At 29.6% G+C, this 24,844-nt stretch carries 24 protein-coding genes; 3 read left to right on the top strand and 21 right to left on the bottom strand.

Features of this window, described 5'->3' with window-relative positions:
• Positions 1 to 4: 4 nt before the first annotated feature.
• From ACX0KU_RS13370 to pta, 3 genes are all read right to left on the bottom strand, one after another.
• The gene (locus tag ACX0KU_RS13370; RefSeq protein ID WP_472990474.1) at positions 5 to 505 is read right to left on the bottom strand and encodes a YceD family protein; all 501 of its coding nucleotides are present in this window, start codon (positions 503 to 505) and stop codon (positions 5 to 7) included.
• 124 nt (positions 506 to 629) lie between these two features.
• Complete coding sequence (locus ACX0KU_RS13375) at positions 630 to 1,829, bottom strand: acetate kinase (protein ID WP_472990475.1); 1,200 nt, start codon at positions 1,827 to 1,829, stop codon at positions 630 to 632.
• Positions 1,830 to 1,904: 75 nt separating this feature from the next.
• The gene (gene pta, locus ACX0KU_RS13380) at positions 1,905 to 2,897 is read right to left on the bottom strand and encodes a phosphate acetyltransferase (protein WP_472990476.1); all 993 of its coding nucleotides are present in this window, start codon (positions 2,895 to 2,897) and stop codon (positions 1,905 to 1,907) included.
• Between the two features lie 214 nt (positions 2,898 to 3,111).
• Between pta and ACX0KU_RS13385 the strand changes: the two genes are divergently transcribed.
• Positions 3,112 to 4,326: a nucleotidyltransferase gene (locus tag ACX0KU_RS13385; RefSeq protein WP_472990477.1), complete on the top strand. Its 1,215-nt coding sequence runs from the start codon at positions 3,112 to 3,114 to the stop codon at positions 4,324 to 4,326.
• Between the two features lie 88 nt (positions 4,327 to 4,414).
• Positions 4,415 to 5,605: a sporulation integral membrane protein YlbJ gene (gene ylbJ / locus ACX0KU_RS13390; protein WP_472990478.1), complete on the top strand. Its 1,191-nt coding sequence runs from the start codon at positions 4,415 to 4,417 to the stop codon at positions 5,603 to 5,605.
• Here ylbJ and ACX0KU_RS13395 read toward each other — a convergent pair.
• The 6 genes from ACX0KU_RS13395 to ACX0KU_RS13420 form a co-directional block, all read right to left on the bottom strand.
• Positions 5,585 to 6,112: an ATPase gene (locus tag ACX0KU_RS13395; protein ID WP_472990479.1), complete on the bottom strand. Its 528-nt coding sequence runs from the start codon at positions 6,110 to 6,112 to the stop codon at positions 5,585 to 5,587. The genes ylbJ and ACX0KU_RS13395 overlap by 21 nt on opposite strands.
• A 13-nt stretch (positions 6,113 to 6,125) precedes the next feature.
• The gene (gene coaD / locus ACX0KU_RS13400) at positions 6,126 to 6,605 is read right to left on the bottom strand and encodes a pantetheine-phosphate adenylyltransferase (protein ID WP_472990480.1); all 480 of its coding nucleotides are present in this window, start codon (positions 6,603 to 6,605) and stop codon (positions 6,126 to 6,128) included.
• Positions 6,606 to 7,163 (bottom strand): 16S rRNA (guanine(966)-N(2))-methyltransferase RsmD, encoded by a 558-nt coding sequence (gene rsmD / locus ACX0KU_RS13405; RefSeq protein ID WP_472990481.1) that lies wholly within the window; start codon positions 7,161 to 7,163, stop codon positions 6,606 to 6,608.
• A 93-nt stretch (positions 7,164 to 7,256) separates the two neighbouring features.
• Positions 7,257 to 9,284 carry an ATP-dependent DNA helicase RecG gene (recG, locus tag ACX0KU_RS13410; protein ID WP_472990482.1) on the bottom strand — a complete coding sequence of 676 codons (2,028 nt, stop codon included), beginning with the start codon at positions 9,282 to 9,284 and terminating at the stop codon, positions 7,257 to 7,259.
• A gap of 72 nt (positions 9,285 to 9,356) precedes the next feature.
• Positions 9,357 to 11,030 (bottom strand): DAK2 domain-containing protein, encoded by a 1,674-nt coding sequence (locus tag ACX0KU_RS13415; RefSeq protein ID WP_472990483.1) that lies wholly within the window; start codon positions 11,028 to 11,030, stop codon positions 9,357 to 9,359.
• A gap of 13 nt (positions 11,031 to 11,043) precedes the next feature.
• Entirely contained in the window at positions 11,044 to 11,391 is a 348-nt protein-coding gene (locus ACX0KU_RS13420) for an Asp23/Gls24 family envelope stress response protein (RefSeq protein ID WP_472990484.1), read from the bottom strand.
• Positions 11,392 to 11,592: 201 nt separating this feature from the next.
• On the opposite strand from ACX0KU_RS13420, the gene rpmB reads away from it, so the two are divergent.
• On the top strand, positions 11,593 to 11,784 hold the full coding sequence (gene rpmB, locus ACX0KU_RS13425) for a 50S ribosomal protein L28 (RefSeq protein WP_472990485.1): 192 nt from the start codon (positions 11,593 to 11,595) through the stop codon (positions 11,782 to 11,784).
• Between the two features lie 245 nt (positions 11,785 to 12,029).
• On the opposite strand, the gene ACX0KU_RS13430 is transcribed toward rpmB, so the two are convergent.
• The 12 genes from ACX0KU_RS13430 to coaBC are packed head-to-tail and all read right to left on the bottom strand — an operon-like array spanning position 12,030 to position 24,843.
• The gene (locus tag ACX0KU_RS13430; RefSeq protein ID WP_472990486.1) at positions 12,030 to 12,668 is read right to left on the bottom strand and encodes a thiamine diphosphokinase; all 639 of its coding nucleotides are present in this window, start codon (positions 12,666 to 12,668) and stop codon (positions 12,030 to 12,032) included.
• 1 nt (position 12,669) lies between these two features.
• Positions 12,670 to 13,320 (bottom strand): ribulose-phosphate 3-epimerase, encoded by a 651-nt coding sequence (rpe, locus tag ACX0KU_RS13435; RefSeq protein ID WP_472990487.1) that lies wholly within the window; start codon positions 13,318 to 13,320, stop codon positions 12,670 to 12,672.
• Positions 13,314 to 14,183 carry a ribosome small subunit-dependent GTPase A gene (gene rsgA / locus ACX0KU_RS13440; protein ID WP_472990488.1) on the bottom strand — a complete coding sequence of 290 codons (870 nt, stop codon included), beginning with the start codon at positions 14,181 to 14,183 and terminating at the stop codon, positions 13,314 to 13,316. Before rsgA ends, rpe begins: the two co-directional genes overlap by 7 nt.
• A 19-nt stretch (positions 14,184 to 14,202) precedes the next feature.
• Positions 14,203 to 16,083 (bottom strand): Stk1 family PASTA domain-containing Ser/Thr kinase, encoded by a 1,881-nt coding sequence (gene pknB, locus ACX0KU_RS13445; protein WP_472990489.1) that lies wholly within the window; start codon positions 16,081 to 16,083, stop codon positions 14,203 to 14,205.
• On the bottom strand, positions 16,061 to 16,834 hold the full coding sequence (locus ACX0KU_RS13450) for a Stp1/IreP family PP2C-type Ser/Thr phosphatase (RefSeq protein ID WP_472990490.1): 774 nt from the start codon (positions 16,832 to 16,834) through the stop codon (positions 16,061 to 16,063). The genes pknB and ACX0KU_RS13450 overlap by 23 nt, the downstream gene beginning before the upstream one ends.
• Before the next feature lie 38 nt (positions 16,835 to 16,872).
• Complete coding sequence (rlmN, locus tag ACX0KU_RS13455; protein ID WP_472990491.1) at positions 16,873 to 17,901, bottom strand: dual-specificity RNA methyltransferase RlmN; 1,029 nt, start codon at positions 17,899 to 17,901, stop codon at positions 16,873 to 16,875.
• A gap of 8 nt (positions 17,902 to 17,909) precedes the next feature.
• A complete protein-coding gene (rsmB, locus tag ACX0KU_RS13460; protein ID WP_472990492.1) occupies positions 17,910 to 19,238 on the bottom strand; it encodes a 16S rRNA (cytosine(967)-C(5))-methyltransferase RsmB in 1,329 nt (442 codons plus the stop codon).
• Positions 19,239 to 19,262: 24 nt separating this feature from the next.
• Positions 19,263 to 19,943 (bottom strand): zinc metallopeptidase, encoded by a 681-nt coding sequence (locus ACX0KU_RS13465; protein ID WP_472990493.1) that lies wholly within the window; start codon positions 19,941 to 19,943, stop codon positions 19,263 to 19,265.
• A 28-nt stretch (positions 19,944 to 19,971) separates the two neighbouring features.
• On the bottom strand, positions 19,972 to 20,901 hold the full coding sequence (gene fmt, locus ACX0KU_RS13470; protein WP_472990494.1) for a methionyl-tRNA formyltransferase: 930 nt from the start codon (positions 20,899 to 20,901) through the stop codon (positions 19,972 to 19,974).
• 3 nt (positions 20,902 to 20,904) lie between these two features.
• Positions 20,905 to 21,357 carry a peptide deformylase gene (def, locus tag ACX0KU_RS13475; protein WP_472990495.1) on the bottom strand — a complete coding sequence of 151 codons (453 nt, stop codon included), beginning with the start codon at positions 21,355 to 21,357 and terminating at the stop codon, positions 20,905 to 20,907.
• A gap of 43 nt (positions 21,358 to 21,400) precedes the next feature.
• Positions 21,401 to 23,599, bottom strand: coding sequence for a primosomal protein N' (gene priA / locus ACX0KU_RS13480; protein ID WP_472990496.1), 2,199 nt, complete (start codon positions 23,597 to 23,599; stop codon positions 21,401 to 21,403).
• Between the two features lie 53 nt (positions 23,600 to 23,652).
• Positions 23,653 to 24,843: a bifunctional phosphopantothenoylcysteine decarboxylase/phosphopantothenate--cysteine ligase CoaBC gene (coaBC, locus tag ACX0KU_RS13485; RefSeq protein WP_472990497.1), complete on the bottom strand. Its 1,191-nt coding sequence runs from the start codon at positions 24,841 to 24,843 to the stop codon at positions 23,653 to 23,655.
• Between the last annotated feature and the right edge of the window lies 1 nt (position 24,844).

The raw sequence follows: 24,844 nt of genomic DNA on the forward strand, positions 1-24,844 counted from the left end.
CTCCTTAGTTATTTGAGAAAAGTTCTCTTAACTTTGCAAGTCTCGGGTCAATATCACTCTTTTCACAATTGCAATTGGAATGATTTAAATCTGTGCCACATACCGAACATAATCCCTTACACTCTTCATCGCAAAGCTTTTTCATTGGTAGTGACAATATTAGATTAGTCTCAATGATTGGCAAAAGATCTACCTTATCACTATGTATAATGATTATATCATTATCTTCATCATGAGTTACTTTTGAGAACTTTTCATCGATATCTATCTCTGAAACATAATTAAAGTTCTCAAGACATCTAGAACAAATAAGTTTTAAAGTTGTCTTAACTTTTCCATTGAAACTCACTATATCTCCAGTCATAGTAAAAACACCTTCTACTACAATAGGATTAACGAATTCAATTTCTTCACCATCTAAAGTAAAGTTTTTTCCTTCAAAGGATACGCTGACTTCTTGTTGATTTAATCTTTTTCCAATTAAACCAGAAATGTCAATCTGCATTTTTACACCTCTATTATCATAAATGGGCTAATAAATTTCGCGAAATATGCGGAATTCATTAGCCACAACCTATTATATAAACATGCTAATAAAAAGTCAAGTATTTTGTTATATCTTTACTACATTATGCATTTTTTTCTACTATTGTTTTTGTATCTCTAGCAATCATTAGCTCTTCATTTGTTGGTATAACCATTAAAGTAGTAGTTGAATCATCAGTACTAATGATTCTAGCTTCTCCTCTTACATTGTTTTTCTCTTTGTCAACTCTAGCATTTATAAAGCTAAATGAATTTCCTAATTCTTCTCTTGTTTCTATTCCATTTTCTCCAAGTCCAGCAGTGAATACTATTGCATCTACACCACCCATTATTGCTGTATATGATCCAACATATTGAATAACTCTGTATTTAAACATATCTAGTGCTAATTGAGCTCTTTCATTTCCTTCTGCTGCAGCATCTTCAATATCTCTAAAATCACTGCTAACTCCTGAAATTCCAAATACTCCTGATTGCTTATTTAATGTATCTTCAAGTTCTTCAACTGAATAGTGACATTCTTTTAATAAGAAAGTTACTATTGCTGGATCAACATTTCCACATCTAGTTCCCATAGCTAATCCACCTAGTGGAGTAAAGCCCATTGTTGTATCTATACAAACACCATTTTTAATAGCAGCTAAACTAGCTCCATTACCTAAGTGACAAGTGATGATTTTTAAATCTTTTATATCTTTTCCTAACATTTTAGCAGTCATATTTGAAACATATTTATGAGATGTTCCATGGAATCCATACTTTCTAATTCCATATTTTTCATATAATTCATATGGTAAAGAGTACATATATGCATGTTTAGGTAATGTTTGATGGAAAGCAGTATCAAATACAGCTACCATCGGTGTTGTTGGCATTAACTCTTTACAAGCATTAATTCCAATAATGTTTGGTGGGTTGTGTAAAGGAGCTAATTTAATAAAGTCATCTAATGCTTTCATTACATTTTCATCAATTAAAACCGAATCAGCATAAACCTCTCCACCATGAACAACTCTATGTCCTACAGCAGTAATTTCTGACATGTCACTTATAACACCATGTTCTTTATCAACTAATGCACCTAAAACTAACTCAATAGCTTTTTTGTGATCATTCATAGGCTCTTCTATAATATGCTTTTTACCATTTACTTTTTGAGTTAGAATTGATCCCTCTAATCCTATTCTTTCAACTAAACCTTGAGCTATTGGCTCCTCGTTAGTCATATTTATTAACTGATACTTTAAAGATGAACTACCACAATTAATTACTAAAACTTTCATTTGTTTTTCCTCCTAGATATTAAGCTTATTTTTAACACTTGTAATTGATAACAATTTTTCACTTGTACTTATATATTATTGTGCTTGAACAGCAGTTATTGCAACTACATTAACTATATCTTCAGCACTGCATCCCCTAGATAAGTCATTGATTGGTTTTGCAAATCCTTGGCATATAGGACCTATAGCTTCTGCATTAGCAAATCTTTGAACTAATTTGTATCCTATGTTTCCAGATTGTAAATCTGGGAAGACTAATACATTAGCTTTTCCAGCTACAGGACTATTAGGTGCCTTTAACTGTGCTACATCTTCAACTAAAGCAGCATCTAATTGTAGTTCTCCATCTATTGCTAAATCAGGTCTTTGTGCTTTTGCAATTTCTGTTGCTTTTCTAACTTTATCAACAAATTCATGACTTGCACTTCCCATTGTTGAAAAAGAAAGCATAGCCACTCTTGGCTCCATGCCACATAATTTTTTAGCTGTCTCAGCAGTGGCTATAGCTATTGAAGCTAATTCTTCTGCCGTTGGATTAGGATTAACAGCACAATCAGCAAATAATAGTAATCCATTTTCACCAAATTGACAATTTGGAACTTGCATAACAAAAGTTCCAGAAACTATTGAAATGCCTGGAAGTGTTTTAACTATTTGAAGTCCTGGTCTTAATAAGTCACCAGTAGTATGTATTGCACCTGATACCATGCCATCAGCATCTCCTACTTTTACCATTACAGTTGCAAAATATAATGGATCTTTTACAACTTGAAGTGCTTTTTCTTCAGTCATACCTTTATTTTTTCTTATTTCATAAAGAACCTTAGAGTATTCCAAAGTCTTTTCTGATGTTTCAGGATCCAGAATTTGAACTCCTTCTATATTTGAATTTAATTCACTTGCTTTAGCTCTTATTTTTTCTTCATTTCCAATTAAAACTATTTTAGCTAATGAATTTTCATTTATTCTTCCTGCTGCAACAAGGTTTCTGTCTTCTTCACCCTCCGGAAGAACAATTGTTTTTAAATCTTTACTTGCCAATTCCCACATTCTTTCCATAAATCCCATTTTAATCTACTCCTTTCAATAAATCTTATGAATTAAATATATTTTATTGTATAATATACTCTATATTATAATATACAACGAGTATGCTATACTTTTCAATACAAATAAATATTTTTCCATATATATTATTGAATTTGTTTCTTTGTAGTATACTACATTTATTACTAAATTATTCATAAATATATCATTTTTATATTAAAAGGAGAATAATCGAATGAATATTACAGGAATTGTTGCTGAATATAATCCTTTACATAACGGACACGTACATCATATAGAATCCACAAAAAGAATTACTAATAGCGATGGTATAATATGTATTATGAGTGGAAATTTCGTTCAACGAGGTATACCTGCTTTACTTGATAAATGGACCAGAACCAAAATAGCTTTACTTAATGGTATTGATTTAGTTATAGAACTTCCATTAATATACAGCATATCATCTGCGGAGTTTTTTGCTTTTGGTGCAGTGAGTTTATTAAATAGTTTAGGTATAGTAAATAATCTGTCTTTTGGAAGTGAACATGGAAATATAGATATGTTAAAAGAAATTGCACAGGTACTAAACTCAGAATCGGAAGACTTTAAAAATATATTAAAATCTAATCTTAATAAAGGATTATCTTATCCAGTTTCAAGAAATAATGCACTATGTTCTATATTAAGTAACAATGATATGAATACAAGTAAGATACTAAATCTATCAAATAATATTTTAGGAATAGAATATTGTAAAAGCCTACTAAAGTTAAACAGTTCTATAGCTCCTTGTACCATACAAAGAATTGGTTCTTCTTATAATAGCAATGATTTAAGTAGTGCTTTTTCTAGCGCTACTTCCATTAGAAATTTTTTAAAAGATAATATCCATTTAGAATTCCTTAAGGATAAAATGCCTAAATCTTCTTTTGACTTAATTAAACAGAATTATGATAAAAATTTTTTAGTTTTCGATGAATATATATTTAACTTTTGTAAATATAAAGCATTATCTTCTCCTAAAAACTCTATGGAAAACTTGCCTGACGCATCAGAGGGTCTTCACAATAGATTATTTCAATTACTTTGTAGAAGTAATAGTCTTGAAGAATTTTTAACTTTAAGTAAAACTAAAAGATATACTAGAACTCGTATAAGTAGAATACTTGGTCAATATTTTGTAGGATTAGACGAAATAGATAGTTCTAGTCTCAGAAATTCACCTGCTCAATATGCTAGAATATTAGGATTTAATAAAAGAGGTACAGAAATTCTAAAACTAATAAAAAAATCTTCTTCAATACCCGTTTATACTAAATTGCCAAATAATTTAAATATTTCACTGAATATGGATATAATAGCAACTAATACCTATAGTTTACTTAATAAGTCCATCTTACCTAATTCTGATTATACAATTTCTCCAATACGTTTGCTTAATGAGTAATAATATTAAAGCTCTTTAAAATATAATTGTATTAGCGCTAGATTTGCTTTCAATTTTCATCAAAATTTATTTTAAGGGGAATTCTATTATGATAATACTTTTATGTCTAACTCTAATTATAATATCTATATTAATCATACTTTTACTTAAAAATAGCAACTTAAAAATAGGTAACAATATTCTAATAACATTAGTTTGCACTTTGTTTATACTTAGTATAGTGCTTAATCCTGAGGCCGGCTTAAATTCAGCTTTGAATGGTGTAAAATTGTTTGTAAACTCAGTGTTTATTTCAATTTTTCCATTTTTAGTCTTAATAAATATTATGATGTATTATGACGGTGTAAACATATATTCAAAAGTTTTAGGTAATGTTCTTTGTAAACCTATTAATCTCCCTAAACAATGCTCTGTTGTACTTATTATAAGTATTCTATGTGGATACCCCTTAGGTGCGAAATATGCATGTGATCTTTATGAAAATGGTACTATTGATCATGATACCTGCGAAAGGCTTATAAGTATTGCCTCAAACCCTAGCCCCTTATTTGTTATTGGAGCTATAGGAACTTCAATGCTGAATAATCCTGGTTTTGGGTTACTTCTATTAATATCAAGCTATGTCTCATGCGCTATACTAGCTATAATTATTCCTCAAAAAAAGCCTATAGTAACCATTAAGAAATCTAAGATAAATAATACATATGGTAAACAATATACTATAGGTCATGCACTTAAATCTAGTATTGATAATGCATTTAAAGTTTCTATTTCCATAGGGGGATTTATAATTTTTTTCTCTGTAATTTCTTCTATAATAAAAAACAATATCTTATTTGATATTGTTTCAGAGTTTATATGTGAAATTTTAAAAATTCAAAAAGAAATACTTCAAGGAGCATTTTTAGGACTAATCGAAATGACCAATGGCTCCAATTTACTATCTAGTTTAGAATTTAGTAATATGTATAAATTAATTATTATAAGTTTTCTTATAACATTTAGCGGATTGTCAATAATATCACAAACCTACTCTATCACTTATAAGTATGATTTTTCATTGATTAAGTATGTTAAAAGAAAATTGATTCAAGGAACCATTTCAAGCTTAATAACATTAATACTTTATAACTTAAATGTCTTTAATGTAGCTAAAAGTGTATTTAGCATCGACGTAATAGTGCCAAAAGCTATAAATTTAAATATAATTATTTTTATTCAAATAACATTCCTTGGCTTACCTTTTATAATAAAAAAATCACTTCATAGAATCTCTTAATTCAGTAACATTCTCTCTTATTATTCCTATTGCAGAGGTAATATTATGCTCCATATCATTTAAATATTCCTCTGTTTCTTTTTTTATACCTAATAACATTTGTTGTCCCTTTAATGTTATTTCCTTTTCTAATTCACATAAAATTTCATCAGCATAACTTTTAGCTCCAGTTCTAATTGTTTTAGCATCTTTTTTAGCCACAGCTATAATCTCTTCCGCATTTTCTTGAGCCTCTTTTGTTATGCTATGTCTTTCTATCTCTTTCTTTAGCATTTCATAGCCCTCTTGTTTGATACTTTCAGCTTGTCTATGGGCGTCATTTAGAATTCTTTCTTTCTCTTCACATATCCATTGAGCCTTTTTGAATTCATCTGGCAAATAATTTATAATTTGCTCAATTACTTCTATAATCTCTTTTTTATCTACCATGGATTTGCGAAAAATAGGCATTTTATGTGATGTTTCAATTATTTCTTGAAGATATTCTAATAGCTTCATAACCTCCATTTAATTCATCACCCTACTTCGTAATTTTTTTTACTACATCTTGCATTATTTCTTCTGGTACTAAATCATTTATACATCCTCCAAACATAGCTACTTGTTTAATAGATGAGGAGCTTAAATAAGAATACTTTGCACTAGTCATCATAAAAACAGTCTCTATTGTTGGATCTAATTTTTTATTCATAAGAGCCATTTGGAACTCATATTCAAAATCCGAAACGGCTCTAAGTCCTTTTATTATAACTTGAGCATTTTTTTCTTGCATATAGTTTACAAGTAGTCCATGAAAACTATCCGATCTAACATTATCAAACTGCTTAGTTGCTTTGTTTATTAACTCTACTCTTTCATCAATATTAAAAAGTCCTTTTTTATCGGGATTTACTAGGACTGCAACTATTACTTCATCAAAAATTTTAGAGGATCTTTCTATTATATCTTGATGTCCTTTAGTTATAGGATCAAAACTTCCCGGATATATAGCTATTCTCATTTAGTCCTCCTTATGCATGTAAAAACATACCGTTGTATTTCCATACTTTCTAGATTCAGTTAATATAATTTTATCATTACCTTCATAAATACTTTCAGAAGAATCAATTTTAGTAATAATTAATCCATCTTGTTTTAACATTCCTTTTTCACTTACAATATCTATAGCTGGCGGAATCATCTCTTTTGCATAAGGTGGGTCAATAAATATTAAATCAAATACTTTATTTTTCAGCCCTAAATCTTTTAGTGCTGAATATGAGTCCATATTTAAACAAATACAATTTTCTTCAAATTTCAAATTCTGAACATTTTGTTTTTGCAACTTAAAAGTTGAAGGATGCTGATCTACTAAATAGCATTCTTTTGCTCCTCTACTTACAGCCTCTAAGCCTAAACTTCCAGTTCCTGCAAAGACATCAATTACTACTGAATCATTAATTCTGTTTTGAATTATATTAAATATATTCTCCTTAACTCTATCTAAAGTTGGTCTAGTCTGCATACCATCTGGTGGTAATATTTTTTTACCTCTGGCAATACCTGCAATTATTCTCATATTCATTCTCCTCTGTAAATTTGTGCAACATTATTATCTCATATTTTAACATATATTTATTTATTACACAAAATTTTTTTATATTTCACTGTTTTAATTAAAACATATATATTTAAGTGTTTCGTATATTTTCTCACTAACCTTACTTTTTATTAACACATCTTTTTCATCATCACTTTTAGCTACTAGCTTTGCCTCAGCATTGGCTATTTTAAACAGATCATAATCCTCAACTATATTTGTAAAAATCAACTCCTCTTCTCCATGTTGATTAACTCCAAATATCTCTCCACTCCCTCTTAGTTTTAAATCTTCTTCCGCTATAAAAAAACCATCATTACTACTTGTCATAATATTCATTCGTTTTTTAGTTACTTCATTTTCAAGTTCACTAATTAAAATACAATGTGACTTCTTACTTCCTCTTCCCACTCTTCCTCGTAATTGATGTAATTGAGCTAATCCAAATCTTTCTGCATTTTCAATAATCATTAATGTTGCATTGGGAACATTGACTCCGACTTCAATTACTGTTGTAGAAATCAAAACCTTAGTTTTATTGTTTTTGAACTTTTCCATAATTTCATCTTTTAATTTAGGATGCATTTTTCCATGCAACATATCTATCTCTACATTATAAAAATAATTCTCCTTCAATTCATGATATAGTTCTTCAACAGAAACCACATTCATATCTTCGTTTTCTTCAACTAATGGCGAAATAATATACACTTGCGATCCTTTTTCTATTTCTTTCAAAGCAAACTCATATACCTTTTTTCTCATATTTCTATTAGCACAAAATGTATCTATATTTTTTCTTCCTGGTGGCAACTTATCAATAGTTGATATATCTAAATCCCCATACAAAGTTAACGCTAAGGTTCTAGGTATTGGCGTAGCTGACATAACTAATACATCTACATTATCGCTTTTACTGCATAATCTATTTCTTTGCCTTACTCCAAATCTATGTTGTTCATCAGTAACTATCATACCTAAATTTTGAAACTCTACATCTTCCTCTAATAAGGCATGAGTACCTATTAGTATATCAATTTTACCTGTTTTTAAGTCTTCTTTAATTCTCTTTTTATTTTTAGCTGATATGCTACCGGTTAAAATTTCAATATTTATATTAAATTCTTTATATAATTTTACCGCTTCTATATAATGCTGCTTAGCTAATATTTCAGTGGGAGCCAAAAGTGTTCCTTGATATCCATTGCTCACTACATTAAATAACGCTATTAATGCAACAATAGTTTTTCCACTTCCTACATCTCCTTGTACTAATCTATTCATAGGAGTGTGCTTTTTTTCATCTATTAGAATTTCTCTTATAACTCTATTTTGAGCTTCTGTCAAAGTATAAGGTAACTTTTCTTTAAGTTGTTTTAATTCTGGTGCTATCTTAAAGGTAATTCCGTTACTATGTTTATATTTCTTAAGTAATTCAAGTTTCAAAGAGTATATAAACAACTCCTGAAACTTTAACCTTTTCTTAGCTTCCCCTAAGGTTTGTATATTTTCAGGTTTATGTATATTCTTAATTGCATAGTTAAGTGAACATAAGTTATACTTTTCCAAAATATGGATTGATAAATTTTCAACAAATTGAATCTTATCTATTACTTCTGATATTATCTTAATAAAAAAGTTATCAGTGAGTCTATTTTTCAATTTATATTTAGGAATTATATTATTTTGTTCATTGCAGCTATTCTGTAGTGATGGATTAATTAAGTTTATTTTATTTCCCTCAACTTTACAAAGACCTAAAAGTACATATTCTTCATTAATCTTAAACTTATTTTTTATATAAGGTTGATTGAACCACTTAGCTTCAAACGTAAAATCATCATTAATAAATACTATACTAGAAATAATTAAATTTTTCCTAATATATAAATCTTTTTTTATCTGAAGCACTTTTCCTTTAACAGTTACTTTATTATTATCCCTCAAATCATTTGTAACTTTGCAATACAAAATATGTTCATAATCTCTTGGAAAATAAAGTATTAAGTCTAAAATATTATATATTCCACAATTATTTAATGTATCTTTTATTTTGGGTCCTATCCCTTTTAAAGTACTTATCTCATCGTTAATATTCATCTTCTCATCTCCACTTTATCTGAAGTTTAATTTTATCTAATATATAGAATAAAAAAAGCCCAAGGGCTTTTTTTATTCAACAGATACTATGAAGTAGTATAATGGTTGGTCACCACTATAATATTGTATATCACTATCTGGATACTTAATTTCTAGACGACTTATAAAATCATCTACCTTATCTGCATCACAGTCTTTTCCATAAAATATTGTTATTAGTTCACTTTCTTTTTCCATCATCTTATCTATTATGCCATTGCAGACCTCATAGATATCTTTTCCAACTTCAAATATTTTACTCTCAACTAGTCCAAGAATATTGCCTTCTTTTATAATCTTTCCTTCCATCTCAGTGTCTCTAACAGCATAAGTTACAAAACCGGTACTAACATTCGATATTGATTCTTTCATTTGTTCTATATTGATATCTAATGCATCATCCGTACTGAATGCTGTTATAGCTGTGATACCTTGTGGAATAGTCTTAGTAGGAATAACTATTACATTTTTTTCTGATAATCCTGCTGCTTGTTCTGCAGCCATAATTATATTTTTATTATTTGGTAAAACAAAAATATTTTCTGCATTAACTTTATGAATTTGTTCTAATATATCTTGAGTACTAGGATTCATAGTTTGACCACCTTCTATCACAGCATCAACTCCTAGGTCTTCAAATATATTATTTAATCCATTTCCCATTGAAACAGTTATAAATGCGTATTTCTTTTCTTCATTATCAGTTTGCTCTATATAAATTTCTTTTATATCATTTTCTACCTTTGTTGAAGCATATTCCAATTCTAAAATTTCACTATGTTGTTCTCTCATATTATCAATTTTTATCTTTGATAACTCACCTAATTTTATAGCTTCTGATAAAACCATACCCGGATCATTAGTATGAATATGCACCTTTATTATATCTTCTTCTCCAACTACTATCATTGAATCTCCAGCTAAACATAAAGTCTCTTTTAAATGTTGAACTTTACTTAATACTTCACTTGTTTTTATAAAAAATTCAGTACAATACCCAAACTCGATGTCTTCGGTGCTAACATTAATTTGTGCTGAATTATTTGATATACTCGTTTCGACTTTTTGTATTTCTTCTTTGAGCATAGGCTTTATATTTTCTTTTAAAGCATTATACATTCCTTTTAATATAATTAATAATCCCATACCACCAGCATCAACTACTTTCGCTTCTTTTAGAGCTGGAAGCATATCTGGTGTTTTATTAAGAACTTTTTCACTATGTTCACATGCCTTTTCTAATAGTTGAACTATGTCACTCTCATTAGAGTTTATGGCACTATCTCCTGCTGCTTTTATTATTGTTAGAATAGTTCCTTCAGTTGGCCTCATTACAGCTTTATATGCAAATTTTGCACCTTCTTGTATACTTTGTGCTAACGCAATTGCATCAGCATCATCCTTTCCTTCCAATCCTTTTGATATCCCTCTAAAAATTTGAGATAAAATAACACCTGAGTTACCTCTTGCTCCCATTAGAGCGCCTTTTGAAATACGTCTTGCAACCTCTGAAATCCTTCTATCATTTATGTTTTCTATTTCAGAAACTGCGCTTTTAAACGTCATTGACATATTAGTTCCTGTATCTCCATCCGGAACAGGAAATACATTGAGAGAGTTTACATACTGTTTATTTTCTTGAAGACTGTTTGCAGCATTAATTAGCATATTCTTCATATCATGTCCATCTATTTTAAAACGCTCCAATTCAAGTACCTCCTTACACTCTTACCCCTTGAACATTTACTGTTATACTAGCTACTTTTAACTCTGTATAATTCGATACACTATATTTTACCTTTTGTATTACATTGTTTGCTATTACAGATATTTTAGTACCATATTGAATAATTACATGTAACTCAACATGAATTTTATTGTTTTTATTATAAATTTTAACTCCTTTATTTAAACTTTCACCTTTAATTAATTCCCAAAGGCCATCTTTAGCATTTCTTGATGCCATCCCTACAATTCCATAACATTCCATAGTTGAAATGCCAACTATATTAGCTAACACTTCTTCAGAATAATTTACACTACCATACTCATTGGTAATTTCAAGCATATATATTCCTCCTTAAAACTCCTACATAATATTTATTTTATAATATAAAAATAATATAATCAAGAAAATAAATGATATAAATACTTATTATTACCATATGCTTTATATTTTCCTTGCCAAAAATATATCTTATATGCTAAAATATAAGTCGTTGTAAGGATTGCATGGATTTATTATGTTCATTTTTAGGAGGTGTTATTAATGGCAAGAATTTGTGAAGTATGTGGCAAAGGTGTTATTGCTGGCGTTCAATATAGTCACTCTCATCGTCAAACAAAAAGAAGATGGGCTCCAAATATAAAGAGTGTTAAAGCTATAGTTAGTGGAACACCAAAAACTATAAGCGTTTGTACAAGATGCCTTCGTTCAGGCAAGGTTCAACGCGCTATATAACAAAATAAAAAATGCAATTGTACATACAATTGCATTTTTTATTTTTAACTTTTTTTGAATATTCTTATAATTTTTGATATAATTTTCGGTACCTTAATAGCTACAATTTTCATAATAACCTCCTTAAAATATGGCTATTATACTACAATATGTTATTATAATATTATTGTATGGTTTATTGTTTTTTTTGTTACAATAAAAAAACACACAACTTGTGTGTTTTTTATTATCTATTTACTTTTATATCATAAAATTACGGGTAAAATTATTAATAAAATACCTTCGGAAAAAGTAATATCAACTTTCTCATTCAAAAATTCATTAGATACAGTTAGTGCACTTCCAATTTCTAAATTTAGGTTCTTTAAATTATATTTTGCTCCAGTTATAGTTAAATCATAAACATCACTACTATATGGTAAAATCGAAAAAGTATCTCCCTTATTTCCTTTTAAAGAGATATTATTTCTCGTCATTAATATAGTATTAATATTATCCTTTATAATAGCCCAAATACCTAATTTTAAGCATTTTAGAAGCATACCCATATTCCCTAATGTATGATCTATTCTATTTCCTGTACATCCTAAAAGCACTATTTCCTTCGCTCCTAATTCTATTGCCTTATCAATTGCAATTTCTGTATCAGTAAAATCTTTGTTAGGTGAATATCTGAGTATAGAGACTTTCCTTTCACTAAAATAGTCTAAAGTCTTCTGATCTATAGAATCTAAATCTCCTATTATAAAATCCGGGCAAATATTATAGTTATATACACAATTCGCTCCACTATCAGCACATATTAAATACGTACTTCCCTCCAACTCTTTACTCAAAAGATCATAAGTTGGTGGAACTCCACCAGAAATAATAACAACTTTCATACTAGAAACCTTCTTTTAAGTTTCTTATATTTTTTTCTAATTCTCCATTATTAAAGACTGCAGAACCCGCAACAATAACATTAGCACCACTTTTAACTACTTCACTAATGTTATCTGTACCAATGCCTCCATCTACTTCTATTAATAAAGTCGGATTAAATTGATTTGCTAATTCCTTAACTTCTTTTATCTTTTCCGAGCAGTAATCTATGTATTTTTGTCCTCCAAATCCCGGATTAACAGACATTATCAAAACCATATCTACTTCTTTTATTAGATGTTTTATAGCAGAAACAGGCGTTGCGGGGTTGAGCGATATACCAGCTTTTACTCCAAAACTTTTAATATAGTTTATTGTTCTATCTAAATGCTTTTCAGCTTCATAATGTATTGTAATAATATCTGAGCCAGCTTTTACGAAATCCTCAATAAATCTTGATGGCTCTTCAATCATAAGATGCACATCAAAAGGCAACTTTGTTATATTCCGTATACTTTTTATAATAGGTATACCAAAAGATATATTAGGAACAAACATCCCATCCATTACATCAATATGAATTAAGTCTGCACCATACCTGTCAAGATTTTGTATATCCTCTCCTAATTTTTTAAAATCTGCTGAAAGTATTGATGGTGATAGCATTACCATTTATTTCTTCCTCCTCTGTTTAATTCTTCTAGTGTTTTTATATAAAATTCGTATCGATTTCTGTTAATTAACTCTTTATCTAGAGCCTCTTTAACTTTACATCCAGGTTCTTTAAAGTGCATACAGCCGTTATATTTGCACTCTCCCTCAAAACTCCAAAACTCTGGAAAATAACTTTTCAGTTCTTCTTTACTTTCAAGACCTATTTCAAGTGTAGAAAAGCCTGGGGTATCCACTATGAAACCTTCTGCAATTTCTACAAGTTCGCTATGTCTTGTTGTATGTTTACCTCTTTTAAGCCTTGCGCTTATATCTCCAGTTTCCATCACCACTTCACCGATTATACTATTTAACAAAGTAGATTTCCCTGCTCCAGATGGTCCACAAAGCACTGTAATATTCCCATGAAGCTTTTCTTCAATCGTTTCTAAACCAATATTCTTCTTAGCATTTAAAAAAATATATTCATATCCCGACCCTATAACCATCTTTACAGCTTCATGTTGGCTATAATTATCTACTAAGTCTATTTTATTAAAGCATACAACAGCTTTTATATTTTTAAATTCACATTGAAGTAAAAACTTATTAAGCAATTCTAAGTTTACATCAGGATTTTTTAATGCAAAAACTACAAAAGCTTGAGAAACATTTGATACTGATGGTCTTATAAGTTCATTTTTCCGAGGGCATATTTCCTCAATAGCAGCCTCATTTGTTTTTCTCGTAATTATAACTTTATCCCCGACAAGAGGAGTTAGTCCTTTATTTCTAAACTTTCCTCTTGCTTTACATTCAATGACCTCATCTTTAACTTTGACGTAGTAAAATCCCCCTATTCCTTTTATAATTGTTCCTTCCATATTTCCTCCTCTTGATAATTTATGGATTTGGCTCACTATTTAACTTTATTACAGTTCCTTCCTCTACTTCTTTACCAGGAAGCTTATTTTGTGATGTAATTATAAAATCTTCTTTACCATTAACTTCTATTACTAATTTGTATTCATTAGCAATCTTTCTAGCTTCTTTCACTGTTTTATTTACAAAATTCGGAACAATAACTACATTAACATTTCTAAAGAAATAATAACTTATATTAATTTCTGAATTTTCATTAACTTCCTTACCTGGTTCTAAACTTTGAACCTTAACTATACCATCTAATGTTTCATCGTCAGTCCTAATTTTAGTTAATATACCTATCTTTAATTTTGCATCTTTTAAAAGAGCTTCTGCCTCATCTAAATTTTTATTAATTAAATTTGGAACTTTTGTTAGTTTCTTTTCCGGACCTTTGCTTACAACTAAATCCACTGTACTATTATTACTTATAGGTGCATCTGGTTTAGGTGATTGATCACATACTCTTCCCTTGTCAATAGTATCACTAAACGCATATGATACATTTCCTAATTTTAAATTATATACTTTTAAATATTTTTTTGCTGCCTCAAAATCAATTTCGATCAAGTTAGGAATTGCTGACACTTCTGGTCCTGAACTAATTATAGCTCTTACCTCATCTTGTTCACTTCTATCAATCTCAGTTCCAGGATATGGATAACAATTAATGACCACTCCAGCTGGTTTGTCACTACTTTCAGTAGTTGTAACAAACTTTAATCCTTGTTCATTTACAAGTTCTTCTGCTTGCTCTTTGTTTAATCCAATTATATTCGGTACTATAGCAGTACCTGTTAGTTTTGTTGGAGCTAATTCTTTATTGAGAGCTACATAAGCAGCAACAAATCCCACAATTAAAACCGAAAATGCGGCTAAAGCTATTATAATCATTTTTTTATTTTTTCCAATAATGCTTTTTTTATTTTCTACTATATCGTCAGATTCATCTATTTCTACATTCTTATCTTCTATGATATTTATTGGTTTCATAATTCTTGTAAAGTCATTTTCATTCTTATCAAAACCCAGATTAACCATAGGATTTTGTTTAATTTTCTGAAGATCTTCAATTAACTTATGTGCATCTTCATATCGTTTATAAGCTTCTTTTTCAATACACTTTAAAATAAGGCTATTCAGGCTTTCTGGAATATTATCATTAATTTCTTTTGGCGGTTTAACTTGTTCCTGAATATGTTTCAATGCTACCGAAACTGGGCTTTCTGCATCATAAGGTAATTTCCCTGTAACCATTTCATATAAAATTATTCCTAAAGAATAAATATCGGTTTTACTATCTACAACACTTCCTTTCGCCTGTTCAGGTGAAAAGTAATGGGCAGAACCAATAATTCTATCCGAATTAGTTATAGTTACTGATGAAGTAGCTTTTGCAATTCCAAAATCTGTTACTTTTACAATCCCATTTTTTGTAACCATAATATTATGAGGCTTTACATCTCTATGAATAATATTATTACTATGCGCACATTCCAATGCTTTTGCAATCTGAATTGCTAATATTATAGCTTCATTATTCCCTAAAACTTTTTGTTCATTTATAATTTGTTTTAGCGTTTTTCCATCTATGTATTCCATCACTATATAATTAATATTATCTTCTGCCCCTATATCATAAATAGCAACAATATTATTATGTGATAGGCTAGCAGCTGAAGATGCCTCTTGTTTAAATTTATTCAAAAATTCCATATCATCACAATAGTAACTTTTTAAAATCTTAACAGCAACGTATCTATTAAGCAGACGACATTTTGCCTTGTATACCTCCGCCATTCCACCTTCACCAATTTTTTCTATTAATTCATATCTATTACCTAGAATAGTCCCTATCATATTTGCACTCTCCTTCAAAAACAATTACTGAAATATTGTCTCTACCACCGTTATTCTTAGCTAATTCAACTAGTAGTTTACTTGATATATCATTAGTATTATTATTTATTATATTGTACATATCTTCTTTACTAACTTCGTTAGTTAATCCATCAGTGCAAAGTATAAACTTCTTCACAGAACTTAGTTTAATCTTAAAGACATCTACTTCAACACTACTGTTTGTTCCTAATGCTCTAGTAATAATATTTTTATTTGGGTGTCTTAAAGCTTCTTCTTCTGTAAGGCTACCATCATCAACTAATTCTTGAACGAGAGAATGGTCCTTTGTTATCTTTTTAATCTTACTATCTATAATTACATAACAGCTACTATCTCCAACATTAGCTATTAATGCCTCATTATTATGCATTAAACAAGCTGTTATAGTTGTCCCCATTCCATTTAAACTATCATTCTTTGTTGCTTTATCATGTATAATATCGTTAGCATAAGCTATAGATTTTTTTAACTCTATCTCGTAATCAAAAATATTTTTTAAGTTCTTTATATATTCAATACAAGACTCTACAGCAGTTCTACTAGCCACATCACCTGCATTATGGCCTCCCATTCCATCAGCTACTATATATAATTTTAAATTACTATCTTCATAATATCCAATGTAATCTTCATTTATATCTCGTATATTTCCTACATCGGATAATCCTCCTATTAAACTTTTTTTTATACAAGGTTCTTTATCACCCATATAAATAACCTCCTCCATCACACCAACGTAAAATATATCTAATCATCTATATATTGTCTTCTTAACTGACCACATGCAGCATTGATATCTGCTCCCATTTCCCTTCTTACTGTGGTTTCAATACCATTTTTCATTAAGATTTCTTTAAAAACTTTTATATTTTCTAATTTTGCCTTCTTAAAATCATTTTCTCTTATCTCATTTATAGGTATTAAATTAACATGACAAGGTAACCCTTTTAAAACATTGCATAGTTCATATGCTTGATTAGGCATATCATTTACTTCACTTACAAGAGCATACTCAAAGGTTATTCTTCTATTAGTCTCTCTATAATAATATTTACACGCATCTATCAATTGTTGTAAACTATATTTATTTGTTATCGGCATCATTGATTTTCTAAGATTATCATTAGGCGCATGAAGTGAAATCGCTAGAGTTATTTGTAAATTCATGCTAGCTAATTCTTTAATTTTAGGAACTATCCCACAAGTTGAAAGTGTAATATGCCTTTGCCCAATATTTAGGGACACATCGGAATTTATTATTCTTATAAATTTCATTACATTATCAAAATTATCTAATGGCTCCCCACTCCCCATAAGTACAACATTTGATATTCTCTCTTGAACTTCTTTTTGAGCTGCTAATACCTGACCAATTATTTCTCCAGATGTTAAATTCCTTATCATTCCACCTATTGTTGATGCACAAAAGGAACATCCCATTTTGCAACCAACTTGTGTTGATACACATATAGAGTTTCCATGTTTGTATTTCATAACTACAGTCTCAATAACATTGCCATCCACGTATTTAAAAAGAAATTTCTCAGTACCATCGATACTTGATTTATTAACTGTTACTACTTCTGGTATTCCTAAATAGAAACTATTTTTAAGTTTCTCTTTAGTACTTAATGGCAGGTTACTCATATTATTGAAGTCAAATACTGACTTCTTATATATCCAATCAAAAATTTGTTTAGCCCTAAAGCTACTTTCACCATTTTCTCCCGTCCATCTCTTTAGGTCTTCTAAGTCAAAATCTAATAAATTCAGCATCATTTCACCTACCACTGTCTTTTTAATTTTGTGATGAAAAATCCATCCATATATTTGTTAGGTAATATTGTAACTGTCCCTTTATAATATATAAAGTTAGGAAGATTACCATAAAATAAAGGTTCTATAGTATATTCTGGATGTTCTTTTATAAACCATTGTATATTATTTTCATTTTCTTCTTTATTTATTGTACAAGTGGAATAAAGTAGTGTTCCTCCTACCTTGACATATTTAGCTGCATTGCTCATTATTTTTTTTTGGATTTTTACTATATCCTTAATTCCCTTTAAATCTTTACTATATTTAATCTCTGGCTTTTTCCTGATGATTCCAAGACCTGAGCAAGGTACATCAATTAATACTACTTCACTGCTATCCTGCAATCCTTCATTAAAAACTGTTGCATCCATTTCAGCAACACTAATACTTTTAATTCCAAGTCTATTGAAATTTTCTTCTACAAGAGATAGTTTGTTTTTGTGTATGTCAAAAGCTATTACATTCCCTTTATCATTGATAAGTTCTGCAATATGTGTGGTTTTTCCTCCTGGCGCGCTACATAAATCTAATATTTTAAATCCTTCTTTTGCATCCGTTGAAGGAGCAACCAACATAGCGCTCTCATCTTGAACTGTAATTTTCCCTTCTTTAAATAAGGGATTTTCTTCAATGCTTTTTCCTTTATTAATTATAATTGCTTCTGGACACACATAGCCTTCCTCAACATCATAACCATATTCATTAAGCTTATTTAAAGCCTCATCATAAGTAATCTTAAGCGAATTTACTCTAACAGTAGTTGTTGGCCTCTCGTTAAGTCCATTTAAAACATTCTCTGCTCTTTCAATTCCGTATTGTTTCACAAACAATTCAACTAGCCATTTATCAAAAGAGTAGTTGAAACATAATTCTTCAATTTTATTCTTATCATTATAAAAAGTCTTATTAGAATTTCTTAAATAATTTCTTAACACTCCATTAACTAACTTTGAAGCACCTATAGAATGTTTCTTTTTTGTCAATTCCACTGCTTCATTTACAGCAGCAAAACTTGGAATCTTATCTAAGAATCTTATCTGATAAATGGCTACTCTTAATATATTCAGTACATAGGTATCTAACTTTTTTATACCATTTTTCAAAAAACTGTTTAATATAATGTCAATAGTATATTTATACTTAATAGTTCCGTATACAATCTCTGTAATTAAACCTTTATCTTTTTCTTCACAATTAGATTTATTTAATTCATTTCTAAGAAGAATATTTGAATAAGCATTCTTAGTAAAAACTGAATCAATTATATCTATAGCTATTTTTCTGCTGTTCTCCATTAAACTTCTCCAATTCTAATATTATTATCTATCTCTACTAAGTAAAACTAATCTTATAAGTTGTAATACTGCCGTTATAGCTGCTGCTACATAAGTCATAGCTGCTGCAGATAAAACAGCTTTAGCACCTTTTAATTCTTCTCCATATAATATGTTTTTGTTCTCTAAAATTTCAAGAGCTCTTCTCGATGCATTAAACTCTACAGGTAATGTAACCATTTGAAAAAACACAACTGCAATAAAAAGAATAATTCCAATATTAATTAAGTAACCAGATCTAAACATTAATCCGAATATAAATAATATCCATGATACATTAGAACTAAAGTTAACTAATGGAACTATAGAGCTTCTTATCTGTAGTGGAATATAACTCTTTTGATGCTGTATTGCATGCCCTGTTTCATGTGCAGCTATTCCTATAGCTGCCACTGAATTGCCTAAATAAACTTCTCTCGATAATCTCATAATTCTATCTTTAGGATTATAGTGATCTGTTAATTTTCCACCAACTTGTTCTACTGGTATATCATATAATCCTTCTGAATCTAGTAACATTCTAGCAACCTGAGCTCCTGTATATCTATTAATACTTGAGACTTTAGAAAACTTGTTAAAAGTAGAGTTCACCTTCATTTGAGCCCAACCAGCTATTAAAAGTGCTGGAATTATAATAATAAATGTCCAATCATTATATAAGAACATCTACATCACCCCTCTAGTGCTAAGTTATTTATTTTAAAATAATATCTTTTTCAATAATATTACCTCTTATATATTCTGCCACCTTTAAAACTTTTTTACCCGGAAATTGAACATCTTCAACTAATAATTTTCCTGATCCACATGCTATAAGCATTCCAGTTTCATCAGCATTTAATATAGTACCTGGTTCCTTATCAATATCTTCTATTAAATAATGTGCTTTATATATCTTCATAGTTAAATTATTGTAGTTTGTGTATGCTACAGGCCAAGGATTTAAACCTCTAATGAGATTATAGATTTCTATAGAAGATAACTTCCAATCTATCTGAGCCATATCTTTATTAAGCATCGATGCATAACATGATTTAGAATCATCTTGTTTTTCAGGTTTTATTATATCATCAGCTACTCCGGTTATAGTCTCCACCAAAAGATTAGCACCTTGTTCCATCAGTGCATCATGTAACTCTCCGGCTGTCATATTCTTAGTAATCTTTACTTCTTGCTTTAGCAACATATCACCTGTATCAAGACCTACATCCATTAGCATAGTAGTGTTACCAGTAATTTCTTCTCCGTTAATTATAGCCCAATTTATAGGTGCAGCTCCTCTATATTTAGGTAGCAATGATGCATGCAGATTTATACATGCATATTTAGGTATGTTAATAACTTCTTTAGGCAGAATTTGACCGTACGCTACTACTATAATAAAATCAGGATTTAAATTCTTTAACACTTCTATAAATTCTGGTTCTTTTTTTAATTTTTCTGGCTGATATACATCTATATTATACTTTAACGCAACTTCTTTTACAGGTGATATAGCTACCTTCTTTCCTCTTCCTTTTGCTCTATCTGGTTGAGTAAAAACTGCTACTACATCAAATCTATCTATAAGAGTCTGTAATGACGGAACAGCAAATTCTGGTGTTCCCATAAATACTATTTTCAAATTTTATTCCTCACTTTCTTCAATTACTCTATCTCTAAATAATATTCCATCTAAATGATCTATCTCATGACAAAAGGCTCTAGCAAGAAGTTCTTCACCTTCTATTAGAAATTCTTCTCCATGTTCATTCAATGCTTTTACTGTAACTTTAAATGGTCTCTCAACCTTTCCATTGTAATTAGGAATACTTAAGCATCCCTCCAAATCTATTTGACTTCCTTCTTCCTTTATTATTTCTGGATTAATAAGTATTATCGGTCCATCTCCCACGTCTATAACTACTACTCTCTTTAGAATTCCTATTTGTGGTGCTGCTAGTCCAACCCCATCTGCAGCATACATAGTATCTATCATATCTTCTATTAAAGTTAGAATCCTTTCATTTATCACTTCAACTTCTTTTGACTTTTTTCTTAGAATCTCGTCTCCTTCATTTCTAATAGTTCTTAATGCCATTGCTATTCCTCCTAAGTTCTATATATTCTTAATTATTTATGTTTTACAATAGGCTATTTGGATTAATATCTAAATTTATTCTTATATCATTATAAACGCCTTTTAAAGTATCATAAACAATATTTTTAATTTCTTCTGCCATATTTATATTAAATTTACCTTTGATCAATATTTGCCATCTAAAAAACTCTTTTACTTTCGATAATATACAAGGGCACGGGCCTAATATAGTTATCATATCATTATTTTTGAGCTTACTATTTAACAATATACCAAGTTTTTGTATGTTTTTTATTAACAAAGCCTCATCTTTACTACTTAGATTAATTGCAATAATATTTGCAAATGGTGGATAGTTCATATCATATCTTATCTTCATCTCTTCTTTATAGAAATTTATATAGTCGTTCTCAGCAGAATACCTTATACTATAATTATCCGGAGTATATGTTTGAACAATAACTGTTCCTTTCTTTTTTCCTCTTCCTGCTCTTCCAGAAACTTGAGTTATAAGTTGAAATGTTTTTTCTCCCGCCCTAAAGTCTGGCAAATTTAGCGATAAATCAGCCGCAATCACCCCAACTACCGTTACATTTTTAAAGTCAAGTCCTTTAGTAACCATTTGAGTACCAACTAATATATCAGCTTCTCCATTTTTAAATTTATTATAGATGTCTTCATAGGAATCTTTTTTTCTAGTTGTATCAAAGTCCATTCTTAGTACTCTAGCCTGAGGAAATTTATTATTAATCTCATCTTGTATTTTTTCTGTTCCTACTCCAAAATATTTAACATATTTGCTTCCACACTTTGGACATATGTTTTTAACCGGATAACTTCTTCCACAGTAGTGACATCCAAGATAATTCCCATTACTATGATAAGTTAATGATACATCACAGTTATCACACTTGAATACATATCCACATTTTCTACAAGAAATAAAAGTAGAAAATCCTCGCCTATTTAGAAATAGAATTATTTGTTCTTTTGATTCTAAAGCTCTCTGTATTTGATATTGTAATTCTTCACTAAACATAGATTTATTATTTTTAATTAGCTCTTGCCTCATATCCACAATATTTACTTCTGGTAAACTTGCTCCATCTGCTCTATTCTTTAATGTAAGTAATTTCACTTCGCCTTTTGTGGCTCTATAGTAGGTCTCAAGAGATGGTGTTGCAGATCCTAATACTAATTTACAATTATTAATTTTAGATTTTAATTCTCCAATTTCTATAGCATTATACTTGGGATCGCTGTCAGATTTATAGCTATTCTCATGCTCCTCATCTATAATTATTATACCTAGATTACTAAATGGCAGGAATATTGCTGAACGTGCTCCTATTGCAACTTTAACTTCTTGATTCTTTACTCTAAGCCACTCATCATATCTTTCACCATCAGATAATCTACTATGAAAAACTGCTACATCTCTACCAAACCTACCTTTAAATCTTTCCACCATCTGTGGAGTTAATGCTATTTCTGGAACTAGTACTATACTCTCTTTATCTATACTCATCATATGACTTACTAGATTCATATAGATTTCTGTTTTTCCACTACCCGTAATACCGTGTATTATAAACTCCTTATCTAGTGAGTTTAAAATACAATCTACCACTTGTTTTTGTTCATAATTTAATTCTCTTTTTTCATAATTTAGATACTTTCTTGTATTAACTCTATGTACTATAGTAGAATGTTTAGTTAAAAAGCCGTGTTTCATTAATGTATTAATAGAAGAAGTTGATATATTATATTCCTTGCTTAACTCTGCCCTTGAGAATATACCATCATTTTCCTCTACAATCTTATAAATACTTGTATATGGTTCTTTTAAAAATTTATCAGTCAATTTAATTCCTAAAGAAATTACTTCCTTAACTTTATTTTTAACTCCCTTAGTTATTCCTGTAGGAATCATAACTTTAATGCATTCTAAATAAGTACATAAGTACCTTTGCTTCATTTCTCTTATTAACTCTACATCTTGCTCTGTAAACATAGTAAAATCATCACAAATTTCTACTACAGACTTTAATCTACCTATATTACACTTATCATATAGTTCTAGCACAAATCCGTCTATACTTTTATTTCCTAGCCCAAAAGGGACCTTAATTCGATGACCAATCTTCAACTCACCTATTATTTTATCTGGTATTTTATATGTGAATATTTTATCAACTTGAACTGATTCATTATTTACTACAACTCCCGCATATCGGTACAATCGTTTCACCCTTCATAAATAAACTTATATTTTATAATTGCAAAAAAAGCGCATTAGCGCTTTTCATTGATTATATTAAATAATTCACGTGCTATCATTTTCTTGCTCATTTTAGGAATGGAAATATTTCTACCATCCTTACATAAAACATTAACCTTATTATCATTACAAGAGAATCCAGTATCAGAACATGTTATATCATTTGCAACGATATAATCTAGATTTTTTCTTTCAAGCTTACTCTTTGCATTTTCTATTAAATCATTGCTTTCAGCTGCAAAACCTACTAATATTTGTTCCTTTTTTAGACTACCAATTTTCTTAAGTATATCTACATCTTTTTCAAATTCTAAAGTTAAAACATCACTAGTCTTTTTAATTTTTTTATCTGAATAATTCTTAGGTTTATAATCTGCTACAGCCGCCGATTTAATTACGATATCTGAATGCTCTAAATGTTCCTCAACTGCTTTTAACATCTCATAATTATATTTTACATTGATTACATCCATACCAAAAGGGATTCCAAGATTGCAAGGTCCAGATACTAAAACTACTTCTGCCCCTCTATCTCTTGCCTCTTCTGCTATTGCATAACCCATTTTCCCACTAGAATTATTTGTTATGTATCTTACTGGATCTATAGGTGCAATAGTAGGTCCTGCTGTTACCAAAACTCTCTTTCCTGCTAAATCCTTAATATCATATAACATACTCGTAACAATATCAGAGATTAATTGTGTATCAGCTAGTTTACCTGCTCCTGTATCACCACAAGCAAGTCTTCCTGCTTCTGGCTCTATAAACTTATATCCATAATTCTTTAATTTTTCTATATTATTTTGAACAATGGGATTTAAGAACATATTCGTATTAGCTGCTGGCGCAAATACTACTGACGCTTTAGTTGCCATAATAGTAGTTGAAAGCATATCATCTGCAATTCCATTTGCTACCTTTCCTAAAAGGTTTACTGTTGCAGGAACTATAAGCATTAAATCAGCTTTTTTCGCTAAAGATATATGCTGTATTTCCCAAGCTCTAGGTTCGGCAAACATATCTGTAACAACCATATTTTGGCTTAATGACTGAAAAGATAAGGGATTTACAAATTTAGTAGCATGATCAGTCATAATTACATGAACATCTATGTCAGATTTTTTTAATTTACTAACTATGTCTAAAGCTTTATATGCTGCAACTCCGCCAGTAACTCCTACAACTACAGTTTTTCTCTCTAGCATA

Source organism: Clostridium sp. X, from assembly GCF_055755365.1.

Bases quoted from the DNA above. Each gene is read 5' to 3' on its own strand.
- ACX0KU_RS13370 (WP_472990474.1), bottom strand. From the start codon at position 505: ATGCAGATTGACATTTCTGGTTTAATTGGAAAAAGATTAAATCAACAA.
- ACX0KU_RS13375 (WP_472990475.1), bottom strand. From the start codon at position 1,829: ATGAAAGTTTTAGTAATTAATTGTGGTAGTTCATCTTTAAAGTATCAG.
- pta (WP_472990476.1), bottom strand. From the start codon at position 2,897: ATGGGATTTATGGAAAGAATGTGGGAATTGGCAAGTAAAGATTTAAAA.
- ACX0KU_RS13385 (WP_472990477.1), top strand. From the start codon at position 3,112: ATGAATATTACAGGAATTGTTGCTGAATATAATCCTTTACATAACGGA.
- ylbJ (WP_472990478.1), top strand. From the start codon at position 4,415: ATGATAATACTTTTATGTCTAACTCTAATTATAATATCTATATTAATC.
- ACX0KU_RS13395 (WP_472990479.1), bottom strand. From the start codon at position 6,112: ATGGAGGTTATGAAGCTATTAGAATATCTTCAAGAAATAATTGAAACA.
- coaD (WP_472990480.1), bottom strand. From the start codon at position 6,605: ATGAGAATAGCTATATATCCGGGAAGTTTTGATCCTATAACTAAAGGA.
- rsmD (WP_472990481.1), bottom strand. From the start codon at position 7,163: ATGAGAATAATTGCAGGTATTGCCAGAGGTAAAAAAATATTACCACCA.
- recG (WP_472990482.1), bottom strand. From the start codon at position 9,284: ATGAATATTAACGATGAGATAAGTACTTTAAAAGGGATAGGACCCAAA.
- ACX0KU_RS13420 (WP_472990484.1), bottom strand. From the start codon at position 11,391: ATGCTTGAAATTACCAATGAGTATGGTAGTGTAAATTATTCTGAAGAA.
- rpmB (WP_472990485.1), top strand. From the start codon at position 11,593: ATGGCAAGAATTTGTGAAGTATGTGGCAAAGGTGTTATTGCTGGCGTT.
- ACX0KU_RS13430 (WP_472990486.1), bottom strand. From the start codon at position 12,668: ATGAAAGTTGTTATTATTTCTGGTGGAGTTCCACCAACTTATGATCTT.
- rpe (WP_472990487.1), bottom strand. From the start codon at position 13,320: ATGGTAATGCTATCACCATCAATACTTTCAGCAGATTTTAAAAAATTA.
- rsgA (WP_472990488.1), bottom strand. From the start codon at position 14,183: ATGGAAGGAACAATTATAAAAGGAATAGGGGGATTTTACTACGTCAAA.
- pknB (WP_472990489.1), bottom strand. From the start codon at position 16,083: ATGATAGGGACTATTCTAGGTAATAGATATGAATTAATAGAAAAAATT.
- ACX0KU_RS13450 (WP_472990490.1), bottom strand. From the start codon at position 16,834: ATGGGTGATAAAGAACCTTGTATAAAAAAAAGTTTAATAGGAGGATTA.
- rlmN (WP_472990491.1), bottom strand. From the start codon at position 17,901: ATGCTGAATTTATTAGATTTTGACTTAGAAGACCTAAAGAGATGGACG.
- rsmB (WP_472990492.1), bottom strand. From the start codon at position 19,238: ATGGAGAACAGCAGAAAAATAGCTATAGATATAATTGATTCAGTTTTT.
- ACX0KU_RS13465 (WP_472990493.1), bottom strand. From the start codon at position 19,943: ATGTTCTTATATAATGATTGGACATTTATTATTATAATTCCAGCACTT.
- def (WP_472990495.1), bottom strand. From the start codon at position 21,357: ATGGCATTAAGAACTATTAGAAATGAAGGAGACGAGATTCTAAGAAAA.
- coaBC (WP_472990497.1), bottom strand. From the start codon at position 24,843: ATGCTAGAGAGAAAAACTGTAGTTGTAGGAGTTACTGGCGGAGTTGCA.